Below are 16,297 nucleotides of genomic sequence, written 5' to 3'. Positions count from 1 at the left end.
AAAGGAAAGGATCATGACCACGAACAACGACGCCACCACAAGCACTTTCGTCCCGCCTTACAACCTCACCTTCGGGGTGTTCATGTCCAGTCTCGATCGAATGGCCGACGACGAGGCGCTCCCGTCGGTCATCGACCGAAGTTACCTGCACTGGATGCCCGGGACTGTGCAGTCGAACTATCTCGCCCTGTTCCGGCAAACGGGACTCATCGATTCAAACGATGTTCCAACCCAACTGCTTCACGACATCGTTTACAACCAAGACGCGCGCCCAACCGTGGTCGAACGGCTTGTGCAGGAGCACTACGCACCGGTCTTTGAGCTTGGCCTCAACGCCACTGCGCAACAACTTCTTGACCTCTGGCGCGAATCCTTCGGCCAGAGCGGTGAAACCCGGCGCAAGGCGATCCGATTCTTCATGCAGGCGGCCAAGTTCGCCGGAATCCAGGTGAGCAAGAACTGGGAACGCAACGCCGACAAGATCAGCAGGCAAACCGCGCCATCGCGGCCGAGGCGCTCCCGCGCTCCGCGAGTCCCGAAACAGGCGAGCGCACCCGAGTCAACGTCGCGTCCTACTGAGATCGTCACCCTCGCCGAAGGGGCGGGGAAACTCAGCCTCGGCGTCGAGATCGATCCACTGAAACTCACCGAGGAAGACCGGAAATTCGTCTTCGGAATCATCGACAGCATCCACAGCTACCGCGAGGCCCACCCCGGCAACGAGCCCGATGACACCTCCCGCGAAACCGACAGCAACACCGACTGAATCCGCACATCAAGAAGGAAAAGACCATGGCCAGCTATGGACGTGACCCGAAGCGCCGCGCCGACCCGCAGCAACGCGCACACCTGTTCGAAGACGCAGGTGGCCAGTGCCAGCGGTGCGGCGCGCAACTCGGGCCCGACTATCACGCAGCACATCTCATCGCCCATTCGCACGGCGGCGCCACCACCCTCCGGAACCTGGAGGCCTGGTGCCCGAGCTGCAACCTCGGACTCGGCAACCACGACGCGGACCCGATCGCCGGCCTCACTCTCCGGCCCTGGCAGGCTGACGCACTACCCGTGATCGCCGACCGAATCTTCCGGCACGGCACCGCCACGCTCCAGGCCACCCCTGGCGCAGGCAAGACGATCTTCGCCGCCCTGCTGTTGCGCCTCCTGTTCGACGCAGGGCTCATCGAACGCATTGTGGTCGTCGTGCCCAGCACCGCGCTGGTCAGGCAGTGGCGATCAGAACTCGCCCAGCTCGCAATTCACCTCGACCCGCACCCGACGGACGGTGCACTCGAGGCCGACGGATTGGTCGGCGTGATCGTCACATACCAATCTCTGCCCACCTACGCGCGCGTGCACGCGACCCGGATGCGACAGCGAACAACCCTGCTTGTCTTCGACGAAGTGCATCACGTCGCCGACGAGGCATCGTGGGGAAACGCTGTGCGGTGCATGGTCGGCGATGTCGCGGCGGGCGAGGTTCGCGCGGGCGCTGTGCTCAACATGACCGGAACCCTTTTCCGTTCCGATCCGCGCCGCCGCATCTCGACCGTTCGGTACGAACGCGTGACCGTCGACGGCACGCCCAAGCTTCAGGCCCTCACCGACTGGGCCGTGCCTACACGCGAGCTCGTCGGCACCGAACTTCGCGCACCCGATCTCTATCGCTACGGCGGACGAGCCGAGTACCTCGACCTGTCCAGCAGTTGTCCGGTACCCCGCAAGCAGATCGCCGACCTGGAAGAGCATGAACGCACCGCACTGCTCTCACAGGTGCTGGAGTCGCCGGAATGGATCGACCGTTTCGCAGCCGAAGCCGTGCGGCTGCTCAACGAGCAAATCGAGGCGCTCGATCACGCGGAGTACCTGAAGCTGCTCTTCGTCGCACCAACGGTCGTCGTGGCACGTCACGCCGCACGCGCACTGAACAAGGCCACGGGTACCGACTTCGCGCGCTTGGTCGTCTACGACGAGCCTGATGCTCTCACCAATCTCCGGACCGCCCGTGACGAACCGCAGTCCTGCGGGATCGTCACCGTTCGCATGGTCACGGAGGGCTTCGACTGTTCGCAAATCTCCACGATCGCGTACGCCTCGAACATCGTGGCACCGCTGTTCGTGGCCCAGATGATGGCGCGTGCGATGCGCCTGACCCCAACCGAACGCGACACTGGAAAGCATCTGCCAGCGAAAATCCTCATCCCGGACCATCCCGTGATCCGCGAGGCGTTCGCCGACATTATTCGCGATACTTTTCCGCTCACCGACGAGACCGAGCCAGAAGTGCGCGGTGCCGCACCGGAAACCACCCGCTCGGACCGCTACGACCTCGTCGGAATCGACGACCCGCACCTACGCGGGATCGACGTGCTCGATCTGGAGCAGTCAGTGTCCACTATGGAACACGAGAACGCGACCTCAGTTTGCGAGATCGTACTGATCCCCACGACCTACGCAGCCCGATTGGCTGTCGGCATCCGTCTGGACGGCGAGAGCCACGGCAACTCCGGCTGAGATCGGCCCGAGATCGGCGTTTTGCCCTGCGCTGCGCTCCACAGCGCAGGGCGGAACGCCGGTTCGACTACCCGCAGACATGCGAGTTCGTGCCGACCACAGGGAACGAACCGGAGCCGATCAACCGCCCCGGCACCCGCGCGCGGGCGAGATCCCACCTACTTCGAGGTAGACATGATGACCCGGCACTAGCGGCACCGCGGTTTCTATGCCCGCAAGCGGGCGAGGTTGTGTCGACTGTTCCTCTGGTGAGGCGGTGAACACGGGGTATTGACTGTTTCTATGCCCGCAAGCGGGCGAGGTTGTGTCGACCCACCGATCCCCAGCGAAGACACCAGCGGCACCAACACCGGTTTCTATGCTCGCAAGCGGGCGAGGTTGTGTCGACCGCAGTCGTCTCAGGCGTCGGTGACCTGCGAAACCTTAGCCGGTTTCGAGCGCCCCAGCAACGAAGACCGAGATATCGCCGCCCAGCCCGGACAACGGATCAGTAAAGACCCCTTGCCCTGCACAAACACGGTCGCGAGCGCCTCTTCACGGCCTAGCTTGAACCGAGCCGCTCGCAAGATGTACGCCCTACCGATCTCGACCGATCCGCTGCGCAGTCGCCCGGCCAGCGCGTCGCACAAGGCTCCGCTCACTACAGCTCGTCCGAAAGGCCTGCGATCCGTTCATACGACTGGCGACGGTCGTCGTGGTCGAAGATCGGCGTGGCCACCTCGTATTGCTGCAGCAGCACCTCGCGTTCAGCCCCGAGAACGTGCAGATGGCCCCGCAGTCGATCGCGCTCATGATCTGAGCTTGAGTTTTAACCGGGTGTTGCTGTGGTGTGGCCCTGGTTGATCATGGATGAAGCCCTTGGTTGATCATTCCTCTTGCGACAGATGGAAGATCACAACCAAGGGCTTCGATGATCAGTGTGCCTGACCCGGGCCGAGTTGGTGCGCTCGGGGAGTTGTCCGGGTTCCGTCAGCGGTTTTACGCGTGTCTGACCGGGCGGGCGGATACGTTGTTCGAGCTGACCGATGCGGTGTTATGCAGCGATGGACCGGTTACCGGCCTGGCTGAGCTGTCGCTGACTGCTCAGCACCGGCGTGGGCACGGCGCTTTGTACGATGCGGTCAACCACGGCCGTATCGAGGTGGACCGGCTGCGGAGGGCACTGGCGGGATTGCCAGTTCCCCGCGCCGCGGATGGGCGGATCGTGCTGGCGGTGGACGTCTCGCCATGGCTGCGCCCGGACGCGCCCTGTAGCCCCGACCGGTTGTTCTGCCATGTTTACGGCCGCTCGCGTGGTGCCCCGCAGTTCATCCCGGGCTGGCCCTATTCGTTCGTCGCCGCGTTGGAAACCGGGCGCACATCGTGGACGGCGGTCCTGGACGCGGTGCGGCTGGGGCCCGCCGACGATGCCACCGCGGTCACCGCCACCCAACTGCGCGATGTCGTGAGCCGGATCATCGAGACCGGACAGTGGCACGCGGGCGATCCGAGCATGCTGATCGTGATGGATGCCGGCTACGACGTGACCCGGCTGGCCTTCGTGCTCGACGATCTGCCCGTCGAGGTAATAGGCCGGATCCGTTCCGACCGCGTCATGCTGCGACCCGCGCCGCCCCGGCCGCCCGGCACCCCCGGGCGCCCACGCAAGCACGGCGGGGTGTTCACCCTGGCCGACCCCGACAGTTGGCATGCCCCCGACCACACCACCGGCACCGACACCGAGCGCTACGGGCACGCCGAAGCACTGGCCTGGGACCGGCTGCATCCGCGTCTGACCCGCCGAGGTTCGTGGCTGGACCACCACGGCGAACTCCCCATCGTCGAGGGCAGTGTCATCCGGCTGACCGTTGAACACCTGCCCGGCGAGTGCGACCCCACACCGGTGTGGCTGTGGTCCTCGGCCACCGGCGCCGACGCGCAACTTATCGATCTGCTCTGGCAGGCATTCCTGCGCCGGTTCGATCTCGAACACACCTTCCGCCTGTTCAAGCAGACCCTGGGATGGACCCGCCCAAAACTGCGGACACCCGAATCAGCCGACCGCTGGACCTGGCTGGTCATTGCCGCGCACACTCAGCTCCGCCTCGCACGCCCCATCACCGAGGATCTCCGACGGCCCTGGGAAAAACCGGTCACCGAGCCCCGCCAGTTGACCCCCGCCCGCGTCCGACGAGGATTTCGTAACCTCCACCCGAACACCAGCCACCCCACAGCCGCACCAAAACCCTCCCGACCCGGCCCCGGACGCCCACCCCGCTCCCGCAACAAACACCCCGCCACCCGCCACAACGTCGGCAAAACCGTCAAACGCGACCTCAACCTCCAACAACACCAAAGCCGCACAGGCTAAAACTCAAGCTAAGAGCACGAGCAGCCGGCAGGGCGTCGGAACCGGGGCCGGTTAACACGAGCCCCGCCCGAGATCTGCCGGCCACAAGTGCAGACGCATCTTGGACTTCAGCAGGGCTGCACTGAATCAACAAGGTACCTGCGGAGCCACGCAACCATGGTGACGTCTTGGCCGAGCGCACCGCACTGGTCGGCGTGTCCTGCAGCGGTAAGCGTCGTGGAGAAGGAGTGGAGTCCCGTGCAGTACCTTGATCGGTGCCCGACATAGATCCCCTCCCACGGTCGCGCCGCAGGGCGTACGACGCATTCCAGAGAACACGGACGGCTGCCACGCTCCCTGCTGCACGGAGACCACTGGCGCCCAGTCGGCCACGTGCAAGGTCGCGTCCGGCCCATACAAGCTGCTGCGTCCCCGATTCGGTGTCGGATCACTCAGAGTACTGGGCGAAGGCCACTGGGCTCATCGTCACATCAGGCGGAATCCAGCCCACGCACAGCGGAAAGGGGCCGCCCAGCCACACGCGCCGACGCGGCCCATCGAGCCGATCAGCCCGTGCGGGCGCAATAGGTGTCAGTCTTTCTTCCCCGGAACTGGCTACCGCGGTCCGAGTGGACGATCACGCCGCTCGGAGCAGCGGCTGAAGGCGGCGTCGAAACGGGCGGTCGGACGCTTCCACAACAAAGGCCGTACGAATCTGACGGCTTGGGCGGCGCCCTGGAGGCGCTCCATGCAGGCGTCTTCCCATCCGACCGAGATCGGGCCGCTGTAGCCGACGGCGCGCAGGGCGCGGAACGCGGCCTCCGCGGCACGTCACGGTGTCCAGTGGAGACGAAATCCCACCCTCGTCGCGGATCGGCCAACAGCACGTGTGAACCGAGCGCCCCGGCGCGGCCGTTGAGTGGCCGGAGCCGGGCGTCCTTGTCCCAACGCCGAGTTCTGTTTTACACGGCGCGGGGTTCCGGGCAAGGTGGGACACCTGGCAATGCCTCGTCCCGCGCCAGGTTCCTAACCGATTTCGCAGGTCACAAAGCAAATCCACCTGTCCCACCGAGGTGTCCCGGACGGGACGTAGGCGGGACACGCGGGACAGCAAAAAACGCTCTCGACCTCACCCGATGTCGGGAAGGCGGAGCCGTGTAGTTAGCGCACAACTCCCCCCTCGGACACGCACACTATTCACCCGGCTCACCGGGTGAATTTTTATATCGGCGGCCCGCTCGGCGGGTTCGTAGCGTACTTGCAGGTCAACGGCCTGGTAGAGGTTGGCGAGTCGGTCCGGTTTGGCGCTCGACAGGGCTGCGCCGACGTCGCCGAGTGAATCAATCATGGCGTAGATCTCAGCATCGGTGAGCACGTTGGACGGTGGCCTGTTCTCCAGTTCGGCGCGAGCAGCGGCGCGCTCGGCTTGAGCCTCGTTGATCGCCTCAGTCAGCGCCTCCGGATCAACACCCGCCCCGATCGCAGCTTGGAAACGGCGCAGCCGCGCGTCGGCGAGCCGCTTCTTAGCTGTCTCCAGCGTGCCTGATGTGGCGCTGGGCGTGTTCTGCGTCGCGACCAAGGCCGCGACGGTCTCAGGGGCGAACAGACCACCGAGCCACCCGTTGATCTCGTCCCTGATCAGATCCTCGCGGAGATACACGGCGCGGATGCTCGGCAAGAGCTGGCGAACCGGGGGCGAGGGTACGGGCCGGGCAGCGGTAGTACATGCCGTGCGCGCGGGGACTCCCCTCCATCTTTCGCGTGCACACCCCGCACCGGATGCGACCACGAAACAGGTACGTCCGTTTCGTGGGACGGCCACTGCGCTCAGCCTTGCGAGCGGTGCGCAGCCCGCCCGCCCCCTTGGAACGGCGAAGAAGCTGCGCTTGGGTGAAATCCTCCACATTCACGATCTCCGGATGAGCGGGCCGCCGGGAATCCAGTCGATGGGCGCGGTGCATCGCAATCATTGAGGCAGCGGGCGATGTGGGCGAGGCTCGCGCTTGGAGGCGTTGCTCGGACATCCATCGCATATGGTGCGCTGTGGGCGTGGTTGAGGTTGGGGTGCGGGCCGGCGTCGATGAGTTGATACCCGTATGGCGGACGACCACTGAGGTAGCGGCCTTGGTCATGGGTCTGGGCTGCGCATCGCAGTCAGGGCGCGGTGGCGGACCCGGAGCGCTTCGCGTTGGGATTGCGGACCGAACATGCTCATCAGCGCTTGCTGGGCCGGGCTCTCTGAGTCGAAGCGACCTAACATCAGCTCAGAATGGATTTTCCAGTTCAAAGCCGCGCTATCAGATCGATGCGCGTGTCATCCGTCGGAACCATGAAGAGGGCGTCACGCCCGAGCGCCCACCCTTCCGGAGCAAAGATGTACTTGTCACCGGTGCGGATGAGCATTCGCAGGCCCTCATAGCGAAAGTGGAACCGAGAGCCCTCCTGTGTAATCTGATCGACCCTTACCCCGGGCCCGGCTATAGCCAGCCGGTCAACGCTGTAGAGCGCAACCTTCGGCTGACTCGACAGGCTTGCCTCAAAGTCGAGTGCATAGCGCTCGCCGATTAGCTGCGCGTGGAGCGTGATGATCCACAATGCGCCAACAACCACAAGCGCGACGAGAGCCGACACCCGTACGCCGAACCCGCTCTCATCCGTGGATCGCGAAGACAGGTAGTCGGAATATGCCAGCAAGGCAGCTCCCACCATCAAGGACACCGGAAGCCAGAACTCTAGCGGCGGGCTAATCGATGAATGCGCGATCAAACCGACTATAGTCAGCACCAAGCCAACACAACCTCCTCCCCGGATCAACGGTAGGAAAATCTTGGGCAGTTTGTTGTGCAGCTTAGGCGCCAGACTGCGGTGCAGCCAACTAAGCATGAAGGTTATGATCCCAAATCCCACCAGAGGAAGTAATACAGGGTTAGCCCCACGCTGAAGATACTCTAGGGTTGAGAATTCAAGAAGGCTAATATTGATACCAAGAATTGAGTAAGTCGCCTGGGTACGCACCCAACCAAAGTAGTAAACCAAGCCGGCAATGACTGTAACCTCGAGCACGAAGGCGGGTGCCCGCGTCCACCATCTCGCCTTAGCGATGCCGTGATCATTATCTACGTCCTGCCTATTGCAGGTAGGGATCACCACTGACCCGTCCAATCTGGAAGAAACATCGGGGCCAGGGTGTTTTCAGGCTTTTGGTCAGGCGTATGAGAAGCGCTAGCCGACGGACCACTCGTGGCTACCTGCGGCCGCTGGGACGGAGAAACCTGGGATGTCTGCCCAGACTGGAATTGAGATTGAAACGCCTCCGGGTGACTCGGCCGGTAATCGTGCTAAAGGAGCACGGAAAACTACTCCGGCGTGCGCTGATCCTTCATCCCAACGAAGATGGTGAGTGTGATCGTGTTGTCCAGCAGTTGTCGCCGTCCCGCCTGCTGGTAAAGCTCTTCGAGATGCGCCACTGACTGCGCGGCCCAGTGGACGAGCTCACCACGACCAGCGGAGCTGGCCACGATCGCGGGCAGTCTTGGCACTGGGATGGCGTCGTAAAGCTCGTCGAGCACGGCGGTGGTAGGAGGATCCAGCGTCGGGCCGGGTACAGAGACAGCTTCTAAGCGGTGGTCAGAACGCGGGCTCAATGATGCCGTGCCAACAAACGCTGCTCCCCGTACGACAGGTACGTCCGACACGGTAGGTGTCCGCTGCCGTGGCGCACGGAGTCGCGAAGGACGCCGAGGGCGGCGAAAACTGACCAACTCGGCGCTGCTACCGCCCTAGTTCGACCAACAATGCCTGCGGACGTGGGCGCGTCCTCGGCCCGGTCTGGCCGAGGCCGACTGGACACAACCGGGGATGGAGTCCGTCCGAGTGAAAGATCCTAAGACCTCAAGTCACACAGTGCCGAGTCGATAACATAGGCAGCCGAAAAACCACGCCTCTGACCAGCAAATAGAGGAGCACAGATGCCACGCCCCTGGGAAGCCGACCCAGCAGCGTCCTTCAAACGGCGGCTCGGCAAGTCGGCCCTCGAAACCGGCGATACCAAACACGACCCGTCATGCCCGGACATCTGGGAACTGGACAACGGTGACATCGCCGTGATCGGCCGCGATCTCACCGACAACTATCTCCCTCGACTGCCGGAGGGTGTGAGTGTGGGAGCTGACGAACGACTGGTCATCATCCCCGGACGAATGCTGCGGTTCGCGAAGGCCGACATCCCTGATGCTTGAGCCTGCAATTATCGGCGCCTGGTTGTCCGTCGACGAATACTTCGAGGACTTCGGGCAGCGGTTCTGGGCCACCGGCCGAGAAGGTTGCTGGAAGTTGGAGCGCCGCCAGCACTTCCTCGAGCCCGACGACGAGAGTTGGCAGGCATTCCACGGCGGAGCGTGGTCCCGGGCCCTCGAACTGCTGGAGCATGAGCGTCCCGAAGTCCAGGCGTACGAGGACCGACTCGCCCGCAGCGGTGTCGAGGTGCGCCGGGTCCGGGTCGTCGAGCTGCCGATAAGCTCTTACGTGATCTGGGAGCTCAACGCGCTGCGAATCAGACAGGAATGCGGCGGGCGGATCAATGTGGTCGGCCTGGACGCGGTGGCCGAGTTCGAGCACGATTCGGAGTTGCCCGAGATCTTCGTCCTGGGGACCTCAGTGGTGTACGAGGTCCGTTACGACGAGGAGGGCACGCTCGCTGGGGCTGTCCGATCACTCGACCCTGCAATCGCGCAGCACTGGGCGAATCTCGCGAAAACTCTTTATGAACGCGGCGAACCGCTGACCTCGTTCTACCACCGCGAGGTTGCGGGTCTCCGTCCACCCAACGCGGCCTGAGCCGGGGCGCGGCGTGAGCGGCGACGCGCGCAACGACTTTTTCGGAGCAGCCAAGGATTTCGTGCAGGCTCGCGACGTCAGCGGAGGTGTGCACTTCCACGGCGCCAGCGGGACCAGCGGACCACCACCGCGCCAGCTTCCGGGTGATGTGCCGGGTTTCGTCAACCGCACGGAGGAACTTGAGCGACTCGACGTGATCCTGGCCGACCGGGGCCAAGGCGCGATCGCCACCTGCGTGGTGGTTGGCACAGCCGGAGTGGGCAAGACCTCGCTCGCGGTCCACTGGGCGCACCAGGTAGCTGACCACTTCCCCGACGGACAGCTCTACGTCAACCTCCACGGTTACGACCCGGACACGCCGGTCACCGCTGACCAGGCACTGGAGCGGCTCTTGCGCTCGATGGGAGTCGCCGCCGAGTCCATTCCGGTCGACCTGGAGTCCCGGGCCGCTCTGTACCGCTCGCTGCTGGCGGGCCGCCGTGTGCTGGTCGTGCTGGACAACGCAGCTTCAGTGAGCCAGGTTCGGCCGTTACTGCCCGGTGTCGCCGGATGCCTGGTGCTGGTGACCAGCCGCAGCCGCCTATCCGGCCTGGTGGCACGGGACGGCGCCTACCGCGTGACCCTCGGGGTTTTCCCCGACCATGAAGCTGTGAAGTTGCTACGCGGAATCACCGCCGGGAACCGCCTGCCCGACGAGGCCGCCGAACTCACCGAGCTCGCCAGGTTGTGTGCCCGACTTCCGCTGGCTCTACGGATCGCGGCCGAACGTGCGATCAGCCGTCCACGTACGCCATTGCGCGATCTCATCGCGGAATTACGCGACGAGTCGGCGTTGTGGGATGCGCTGACCGCCGATGCCGACGACGAGTCCGATGCCGTACGCACCGTGTTTGCTTGGTCCTACAGGGCCCTGCCCGAGGACGCCAGCCGGCTCTTCCGGTTGCTGGGCCTGCATCCCGGGGTCGCGTTCAGCTCGGCCGCGGCGGCTGCGCTGGCCGAGCTGCCGCTCGCCCGCACCCGCCGGCTGCTCGATGACCTGGTCGGTGCGCATCTGCTCGAACAGCCCCAGCCCGACCGCTACGAATTTCACGATTTGCTCCGTGCGTATGCCACCGACCAGGCTCGGGTTGAGGAAACCGCCGACACGGCGGAGTCCGCTGTACAGCGGGTGCTGACGTGGTACCTGCGGACCGCCGAGGAGGCAATGAACGCGCTCGAAGGATCGGACAGCTCCACATTCGCCGACCACCGGCAGGCCAGCGACTGGTACGAGCAGGAGCGGCCGAACTTTGTGACCGCGTCGGCCGTTGCTGAAGAAATGGCAATGTACGAGATCGCTTGGCGGCTGCCCGCGCTGCTGAGCGAGATCTACACCAACCGAAACCACCTCGGCGACCTGTTCGCCACCGTTCCCAGGGCTCTGGGCGCGGTGCGGCGGACAGGTGATCGGACTGGCGAGGCGGACCTGCTGGAAAACCTGGGAATAGCGCACACTCAGTCGGCGAACCCCGCCGAGGGCATTAGATTCCAAGAAGCGGCGCTAGCTATCCGGCTGGAACTCGGGGACCGTCGAGGCGAGGCTCGCTCAACCACCGGCCTCGGCTTGGCGCACCTGCGTGCCCGCGACTTCGACCGAGCGCGTTCACAGTTCGACCGCACGCGAGCAATCGCCGCTGAACTAGACGACGACTTTTGGGCTGCCGTCGCGTTGAACAACATCGCCAACGTGGAGCTGGAGCTGGAGCGGTTCGCCGAGGGTGAGGAAGTGCTCGGGCAGGTACTGGAGATCTATCGCAGACTCGGGCACCGGGAAAGCGAGGGCGACGCCCTTCGCGGAATCAGTCGAGCGCATCGGGGCCTTGGCAACCTCGACGAGGCGAGCCAGGCGATAGAGCGTGCCCTGGCGATCGCCGAGGAGGCCAGCAACCGTGCCCGCGAGGCGTTCTGGTTGATCGAGCGCGGACGAGTGCGGCTGGAATTGGGCGAGGCGGCCGAAGCGATGGTCACCTTCCAGCGCGCCGCCATGCTGCAACGCCGTCTGGGCGACAGAGCACGAGAGGCCACTGCGCTAGACGCGACCGGGGAGGCATACCAGCAGGCGGACCGATATGCCGAGGCGGCCAGCTTTCACCGCATCGCGGCTGCAACCTTCCGCGAACTTGACGACCAGTGGCAGCTGGCCGTCGCACTCGATCACCTCGCCACCGCCTTGGACGCAACCGACGCGGCAACCGAAGCCGAGACCTGCCGGGAGGAGGCAGCTGAACTGCTCGACCGGTTCCACGATCCGCGTGCTCGCCGCATGCGCGCCCGGCTCAGCGACACGACCTGATCACCAGTCCGGACCATGTAGACAGATGAAACGCCGTCCATTTCCTAACACTGGTCACCATCTACGCGGCCACAGGCAGAGGTTTGGATACAAGCCGGGACACCTGAAAAAGCAGCCCCGGCCGACTCTATCTACTGAAATGGCAGGCCATTAAGAGCGTGTCTCGTCCAAAAAACTCACAGGGACCAGTTCAAGGGGCGGGGCCTGCCGCGAGTCGGCGCGCCGTAGTGTCGGCCGCTGGCTTCGGTGGAACCACTCGTCTCAGTGCGATCGCTTCATCGGGTCAGTCCGGCGAAGCGGAACAGGTTGTGCGGGTCGTACCGAGCCTTCAACTCGAGCAGGCGCACGTGCGTCGCAGTGCTGAAGGCGGTCGCGACGTGTTCGGGAGAGTCGCTGGAGGTGAAGTTCAGCAGGACGTGCCCGGTCTTCCAGGGCTCCAGCGCCGACTCCAACGCGGTGTGTTCCGCCTCGGCTGCCGCTGCCAGCTCAGGTGGAACGATCGAGCACGCGTATACGAGGAAGGCGGCATCGCGGTTCTCGACCGCGTTGGCGTGCCGCGGTTCACGTGAGAGGGCGCCCCCGAGGTGGCGGATCTCGACCGCGGTGGTGAGGCTCTCGACTCCCGGTCCGGCGACCTGCAGGAGTGCCTCGACGGCGTCCGCCGAAAGCTCCGTGACGAGCGTCGAAGTGTCCCAGAACGGGATGGGGCCGGGCGGGTCGTTGTGGATGCTGCCCGCCGCCGAGAACGGCATCTCCGCGACGGTATCGATCAGGACGGGAGCCGCCTGACGCAGCGGTTCCACGATCTGCTGCCCCTCTGCGGCGGGGCCGTTGTAGGCGACTCGCAGGTGGACGACGAACCTGCCCCGCAGGGGCGGCGGGAGATCCGGGTCCTGCGGGAGCCGGAGCAGCGCGATGGACGAGGTCATCGCGTCGGGCACGGTTGCGGTCCAGTCGCGGTACGCGGTCAGTACCTCGCGCGCCGACTCGCCGGGGAAGAAGATCCCGCCGCCGTACAGGGTGCGCACCGGGAACAGGTCGATCTCGATCGAGGTGACGACCCCGAAATTGCCCTTGCCACCGCGGACGGCCCAGAAGAGATCGGTGTTCTCATCCGGGCCTGCCGTCCGTGTCGTTCCGTCGGCGGTGACGATCTCGAAGGAGCGGACGTGGTCCGCGGCGTATCCGTGGGAACGCGCGAGCGGGCCGATGCCGCCACCAGTGATGTAACCGACGGCGCCGACGGACGGCGCCGCGCCGCTGAGCGGAGCCAGTCCGTGGGCGGCAGCAGCCTCGACGACGCTGCTCCACCGTACGCCGGCGCCGATGCGCGCCGTCCGCGCCTGGGGGTCGATCCGGACGTCCTGGATCCGATGGGTGCTGATCACCACGGCGCCGTCGGCCGGTCGCATCGGAGCATGCCCCGTGGCCTGAACGGCGATCGGCAGACCGTGGCCCGCGGCGAACCTCACCGCTGCGGTGACGTCGTCCGCCGACGTCACACCGACGACGACCGCCGGTGTCTGGCGGATGGCGAGGTTGTAGCCGGCCAGCTCGGCCTCGTAGGCCGGATCGCCGGCTACGAGGACCGGCCCAGCGACTGCGGTGGCGAGCTCCTTGAGGGCGTCGGCGAGGTCGTCGGCGACGGCCGGGGAGTCGCTCTGCGAGTTCACATCATCTCCTTGTGGTTCGGCTGGGTGGGACGTGGCCGTGCGACGACTTGGGGTCGCGCGGCGGAGCTGCGATCGGGGTCGGTGCCACACGCGGCTAGTCGTGGTGGAACGACTGTCGGCCGGAAGAACAGTCAGCCGACATATCATACGGCCGCGCCGAGTGACGAACCGCCGGGGTCGCGCAGGGGTCGAGGGTGCCATGCGCAGCTCAACTCGTATTTCAGCGGTCGTCGCCCGCCGCTGGGATCTGCGTTCGTCCGAACGCGTTTCTGTGAGGCCACGGCCCTGCTGAACATGCTCGAGCAAGCTGCGGTTCTTGCATGATCGCAACGGACCATCACGAGGTGATCAGCTGCGCACGACGAGATCGCGACGGTCAGGACACCGTTGTCGAACGGCTGAGCGTCTCCCAGGTGGTGACGTCGGCCAGCAGGGACTCGTGGTGGTTGCGCAGCCCGTCGACCGCGTCCTCCCCGAGCAGGAAGTGCAGCGGCGGGTTCTCGGCGTCGAGCACCTTGAGGATGGCCGCGGCGCCCTTCGCCGGGTCGTTCGGCTCCTGGCCCACGACGCCCTTGACCATCCGCCGCAGCTCCCCCGAGGTCGCGTCGTAGGCCGGGTTCTCGGGGGTCCACTGCAGGCTGGTGCTGAACCGGGTGCGGAACATTCCCGGTTCCACCACCAGGACCCGAACGCCCAGCTGCGCAAGTTCAAGCGACAGCGCCTCGCCCAGAGCCACGAGTGCGTGCTTCGTAGCGTTGTATCCGCTCAAACCCGGGAAGGTCATCACGCCGCCGAGGGAGCTCATCACCACGATCGTCCCGTTCCCCTGCTCGCGCATCACGGGGAGGACGGCCTGGGTCAGCTCCACAGCACCGAAGTAGTTGACATCGAACATGCTGCGCAGGTGCTCGACCGAGGTTTCCTCGACGGCACCGATCACGCTGATTCCGGCGTTGTTCACCAGAACGTCGATGCGGCCGAACACGGCCAGCGTCGCCTCGACCGCGGCCCGGATGGACGTCGAGTCCGTGACATCCATCGCCGCGGTGCTGATCCGGTCACCCCCGGCCTGCGCAAGATCGGCGAGAGTCTCCGGGCGGCGTGCGGTGGCCATCACACGGTCGCCGGCAGCCAGCGCGGCCAGCACGATCTCCCGGCCGAACCCGCTCGAGCAACCCGAAATCAGCCAGACCCGGCCCGGTGTGTCGTTCGTCATTCCCATGCCTTTCGAGGTGGTATTTACCGAGATCGATGGTTGTCCCGCCACCCCATCGCCGTCCAACACCGGCTACCTGTCGCAGCTGTAGCCTTTTCCTGTGACCCCCGATCTTCGGCAACTGAGATATTTCGTCGCCATCGCGGAGGAGTCCAGCTACACACGCGCCGCCGACAGGCTCACGATCAGCCAGCAGTCGCTGTCCCAGCAGATCACCCTGCTGGAACGGATGCTGGGCGTGAAACTCTTCGACCGCGACACCCGAGGCACCAGCCTGACCACGGTCGGCGCGCTGTTCCTCCCCGAGGCCCGCGCGGTGCTCACCCGAGCCGAGGAAGCCGTCAACGTCGTGGCCCGAGCCGCACGCGGCGAGATCGGCAGCCTCTGTCTCGCCTTCCTCGCGACCACGACGAACTACCTGCTCCCGCCGGTGGTGCGGGCGGTACGACAACGACTCCCCGAACTCCGGCTGACAACGGAGGAGACGACGATCGCACCTCTGGTCGAGGGTCTGTTCAAAGGGCGCTACGACGTCGCGTTCACCCGGCCCCCGCTGGTGGACGGGCTGGAGAGCAGGAGGCTCGTCAGCGAACCGGCATGCGCGGTCCTGCCCGCGGGCCATCCGCTAGCCGGTCGCTCGGAGCTGACGCTGGGCGAGTTGGCCGACGAGCACTGGGTGCTGACCCCGCGCAGCTCGTGGGAACCGTGGCACCAGGCGTTCGACAGTTCCTTCCGCTCGGCCGGGTTCACCCCCGACGTGGTCCAACGGGACGCGAGCGCGCAAGGTCTGCTCGGCCTCGTGGCGGCTGACGTCGGGGTGACTCGGCTGGCCCTGTCGGCAAGCAGCCTCCGCCGCACCGGTGTGGTGTTCGTGCCACTGGCCGGGGAGTTCGTCCCCACCGAGATGGTCTGGTTAGCTGGCAACAACTCGCCCGCTCTGCACGCCCTGCTGGACGTGGTCACCGAGGTGGCCGCCTCCACCGACTTCACCCAATCCGGCTGACCAGCCGGGCACGCGGGATCCGCCGAGCGAGCACGAGTGGGACAACCGCCGCCTGAACCGGGACAGCCAACTCTGGAAAGCCCTGTCCACCACCAAAGGCCCCCTGCGGCTGTCCTGGCCCCAGGTCAAGCTTTGGGCCCGCTCCGACCGCCGTGCCGCAAAAGCCGAGAAAACGAACTGAACGCCACATCGAGCCGGTCGAGGTACTCCAGTAGCGGCGAATATCGCTGGTCACCTCACCAGTGTCGGCGATCGTCGCGGCCGATGAGTAGCGCGGCTCAGACCAGGTCGCTACAGCCAATTTCGCTGACGTTAGGCAGGAACCAGCAGAGATACCGGCACCGAACAGGTCGGCGCGTTGTTCCTCGTACCGGGCCGGGGTGCGGCGGCCGATGGC

14 protein-coding genes and 1 pseudogene are annotated in these 16,297 nt (G+C 65.4%); 8 read left to right on the top strand and 7 right to left on the bottom strand.

Annotated elements, in window-relative coordinates; genetic code table 11:
• Positions 1-13: 13 nt before the first annotated feature.
• The 3 genes from ACTWQN_RS16395 to ACTWQN_RS16385 all read left to right on the top strand — a co-directional run bounded on the left by ACTWQN_RS16395 (position 14) and on the right by ACTWQN_RS16385 (position 4,861).
• Complete coding sequence (locus tag ACTWQN_RS16395; RefSeq protein WP_443204345.1) at positions 14-766, top strand: hypothetical protein; 753 nt, start codon at positions 14-16, stop codon at positions 764-766.
• A 26-nt stretch (positions 767-792) separates the two neighbouring features.
• Entirely contained in the window at positions 793-2,511 is a 1,719-nt protein-coding gene (locus ACTWQN_RS16390) for a DEAD/DEAH box helicase family protein (protein ID WP_443204344.1), read from the top strand.
• A 910-nt stretch (positions 2,512-3,421) separates the two neighbouring features.
• Positions 3,422-4,861, top strand: a complete 1,440-nt coding sequence (locus ACTWQN_RS16385; protein WP_443204550.1) for an NF041680 family putative transposase — start codon at positions 3,422-3,424, stop codon at positions 4,859-4,861.
• Between the two features lie 594 nt (positions 4,862-5,455).
• On the opposite strand, the pseudogene ACTWQN_RS16380 reads toward ACTWQN_RS16385, so the two are convergent.
• From ACTWQN_RS16380 to ACTWQN_RS16365, 5 genes and pseudogenes are all read right to left on the bottom strand, one after another.
• Positions 5,456-5,781 (bottom strand): annotated as a pseudogene (locus tag ACTWQN_RS16380) (sugar phosphate isomerase/epimerase); the annotation flags it as partial.
• Positions 5,782-5,969: 188 nt separating this feature from the next.
• A complete protein-coding gene (locus ACTWQN_RS16375; protein ID WP_443204343.1) occupies positions 5,970-6,500 on the bottom strand; it encodes a hypothetical protein in 531 nt (176 codons plus the stop codon).
• A complete protein-coding gene (locus ACTWQN_RS38070; protein WP_504230366.1) occupies positions 6,433-6,594 on the bottom strand; it encodes a hypothetical protein in 162 nt (53 codons plus the stop codon). The genes ACTWQN_RS16375 and ACTWQN_RS38070 overlap by 68 nt, the downstream gene beginning before the upstream one ends.
• A gap of 529 nt (positions 6,595-7,123) precedes the next feature.
• On the bottom strand, positions 7,124-7,855 hold the full coding sequence (locus ACTWQN_RS16370; protein ID WP_443204342.1) for a hypothetical protein: 732 nt from the start codon (positions 7,853-7,855) through the stop codon (positions 7,124-7,126).
• A gap of 341 nt (positions 7,856-8,196) precedes the next feature.
• Positions 8,197-8,409 carry a TraM recognition domain-containing protein gene (locus tag ACTWQN_RS16365; RefSeq protein WP_443204341.1) on the bottom strand — a complete coding sequence of 71 codons (213 nt, stop codon included), beginning with the start codon at positions 8,407-8,409 and terminating at the stop codon, positions 8,197-8,199.
• Positions 8,410-8,808: 399 nt separating this feature from the next.
• On the opposite strand from ACTWQN_RS16365, the gene ACTWQN_RS16360 reads away from it, so the two are divergent.
• The 3 genes from ACTWQN_RS16360 to ACTWQN_RS16350 are packed head-to-tail and all read left to right on the top strand — an operon-like array spanning position 8,809 to position 12,008.
• Positions 8,809-9,078, top strand: a complete 270-nt coding sequence (locus tag ACTWQN_RS16360) for a hypothetical protein (protein WP_443204340.1) — start codon at positions 8,809-8,811, stop codon at positions 9,076-9,078.
• A gap of 22 nt (positions 9,079-9,100) precedes the next feature.
• On the top strand, positions 9,101-9,676 hold the full coding sequence (locus tag ACTWQN_RS16355; protein WP_443204339.1) for a DUF6879 family protein: 576 nt from the start codon (positions 9,101-9,103) through the stop codon (positions 9,674-9,676).
• A 13-nt stretch (positions 9,677-9,689) separates the two neighbouring features.
• On the top strand, positions 9,690-12,008 hold the full coding sequence (locus ACTWQN_RS16350; RefSeq protein WP_443204338.1) for an ATP-binding protein: 2,319 nt from the start codon (positions 9,690-9,692) through the stop codon (positions 12,006-12,008).
• Between the two features lie 275 nt (positions 12,009-12,283).
• Here ACTWQN_RS16350 and ACTWQN_RS16345 read toward each other — a convergent pair whose 3' ends face one another.
• Positions 12,284-13,681 (bottom strand): FAD-binding oxidoreductase, encoded by a 1,398-nt coding sequence (locus tag ACTWQN_RS16345; RefSeq protein WP_443204337.1) that lies wholly within the window; start codon positions 13,679-13,681, stop codon positions 12,284-12,286.
• 376 nt (positions 13,682-14,057) lie between these two features.
• The gene (locus tag ACTWQN_RS16340) at positions 14,058-14,966 is read right to left on the bottom strand and encodes an SDR family NAD(P)-dependent oxidoreductase (RefSeq protein ID WP_443204336.1); all 909 of its coding nucleotides are present in this window, start codon (positions 14,964-14,966) and stop codon (positions 14,058-14,060) included.
• A gap of 31 nt (positions 14,967-14,997) precedes the next feature.
• On the opposite strand from ACTWQN_RS16340, the gene ACTWQN_RS16335 reads away from it, so the two are divergent.
• Together ACTWQN_RS16335 and ACTWQN_RS38065 are read left to right on the top strand one after the other, a co-directional pair.
• A complete protein-coding gene (locus ACTWQN_RS16335; protein WP_443204335.1) occupies positions 14,998-15,900 on the top strand; it encodes a LysR family transcriptional regulator in 903 nt (300 codons plus the stop codon).
• A complete protein-coding gene (locus ACTWQN_RS38065) occupies positions 15,815-16,081 on the top strand; it encodes a hypothetical protein (RefSeq protein ID WP_504230365.1) in 267 nt (88 codons plus the stop codon). The genes ACTWQN_RS16335 and ACTWQN_RS38065 overlap by 86 nt, the downstream gene beginning before the upstream one ends.
• Positions 16,082-16,297 lie beyond the last annotated feature (216 nt).

The organism is Saccharopolyspora antiqui, assembly GCF_052246905.1.
Taxonomy (GTDB): Bacteria; Actinomycetota; Actinomycetes; order Mycobacteriales; family Pseudonocardiaceae; genus Saccharopolyspora.
This window is presented reverse-complemented; position numbering and strand designations above follow the sequence as displayed.

What these genes read in the sequence shown, in the direction of transcription:
- ACTWQN_RS16395 (WP_443204345.1), top strand. Translation starts at nt 14, where the DNA reads ATGACCACGAACAACGACGCCACCACAAGCACTTTCGTCCCGCCTTAC.
- ACTWQN_RS16390 (WP_443204344.1), top strand. Translation starts at nt 793, where the DNA reads ATGGCCAGCTATGGACGTGACCCGAAGCGCCGCGCCGACCCGCAGCAA.
- ACTWQN_RS16385 (WP_443204550.1), top strand. Translation starts at nt 3,422, where the DNA reads ATGATCAGTGTGCCTGACCCGGGCCGAGTTGGTGCGCTCGGGGAGTTG.
- ACTWQN_RS38070 (WP_504230366.1), bottom strand. Translation starts at nt 6,594, where the DNA reads ATGGAGGGGAGTCCCCGCGCGCACGGCATGTACTACCGCTGCCCGGCC.
- ACTWQN_RS16360 (WP_443204340.1), top strand. Translation starts at nt 8,809, where the DNA reads ATGCCACGCCCCTGGGAAGCCGACCCAGCAGCGTCCTTCAAACGGCGG.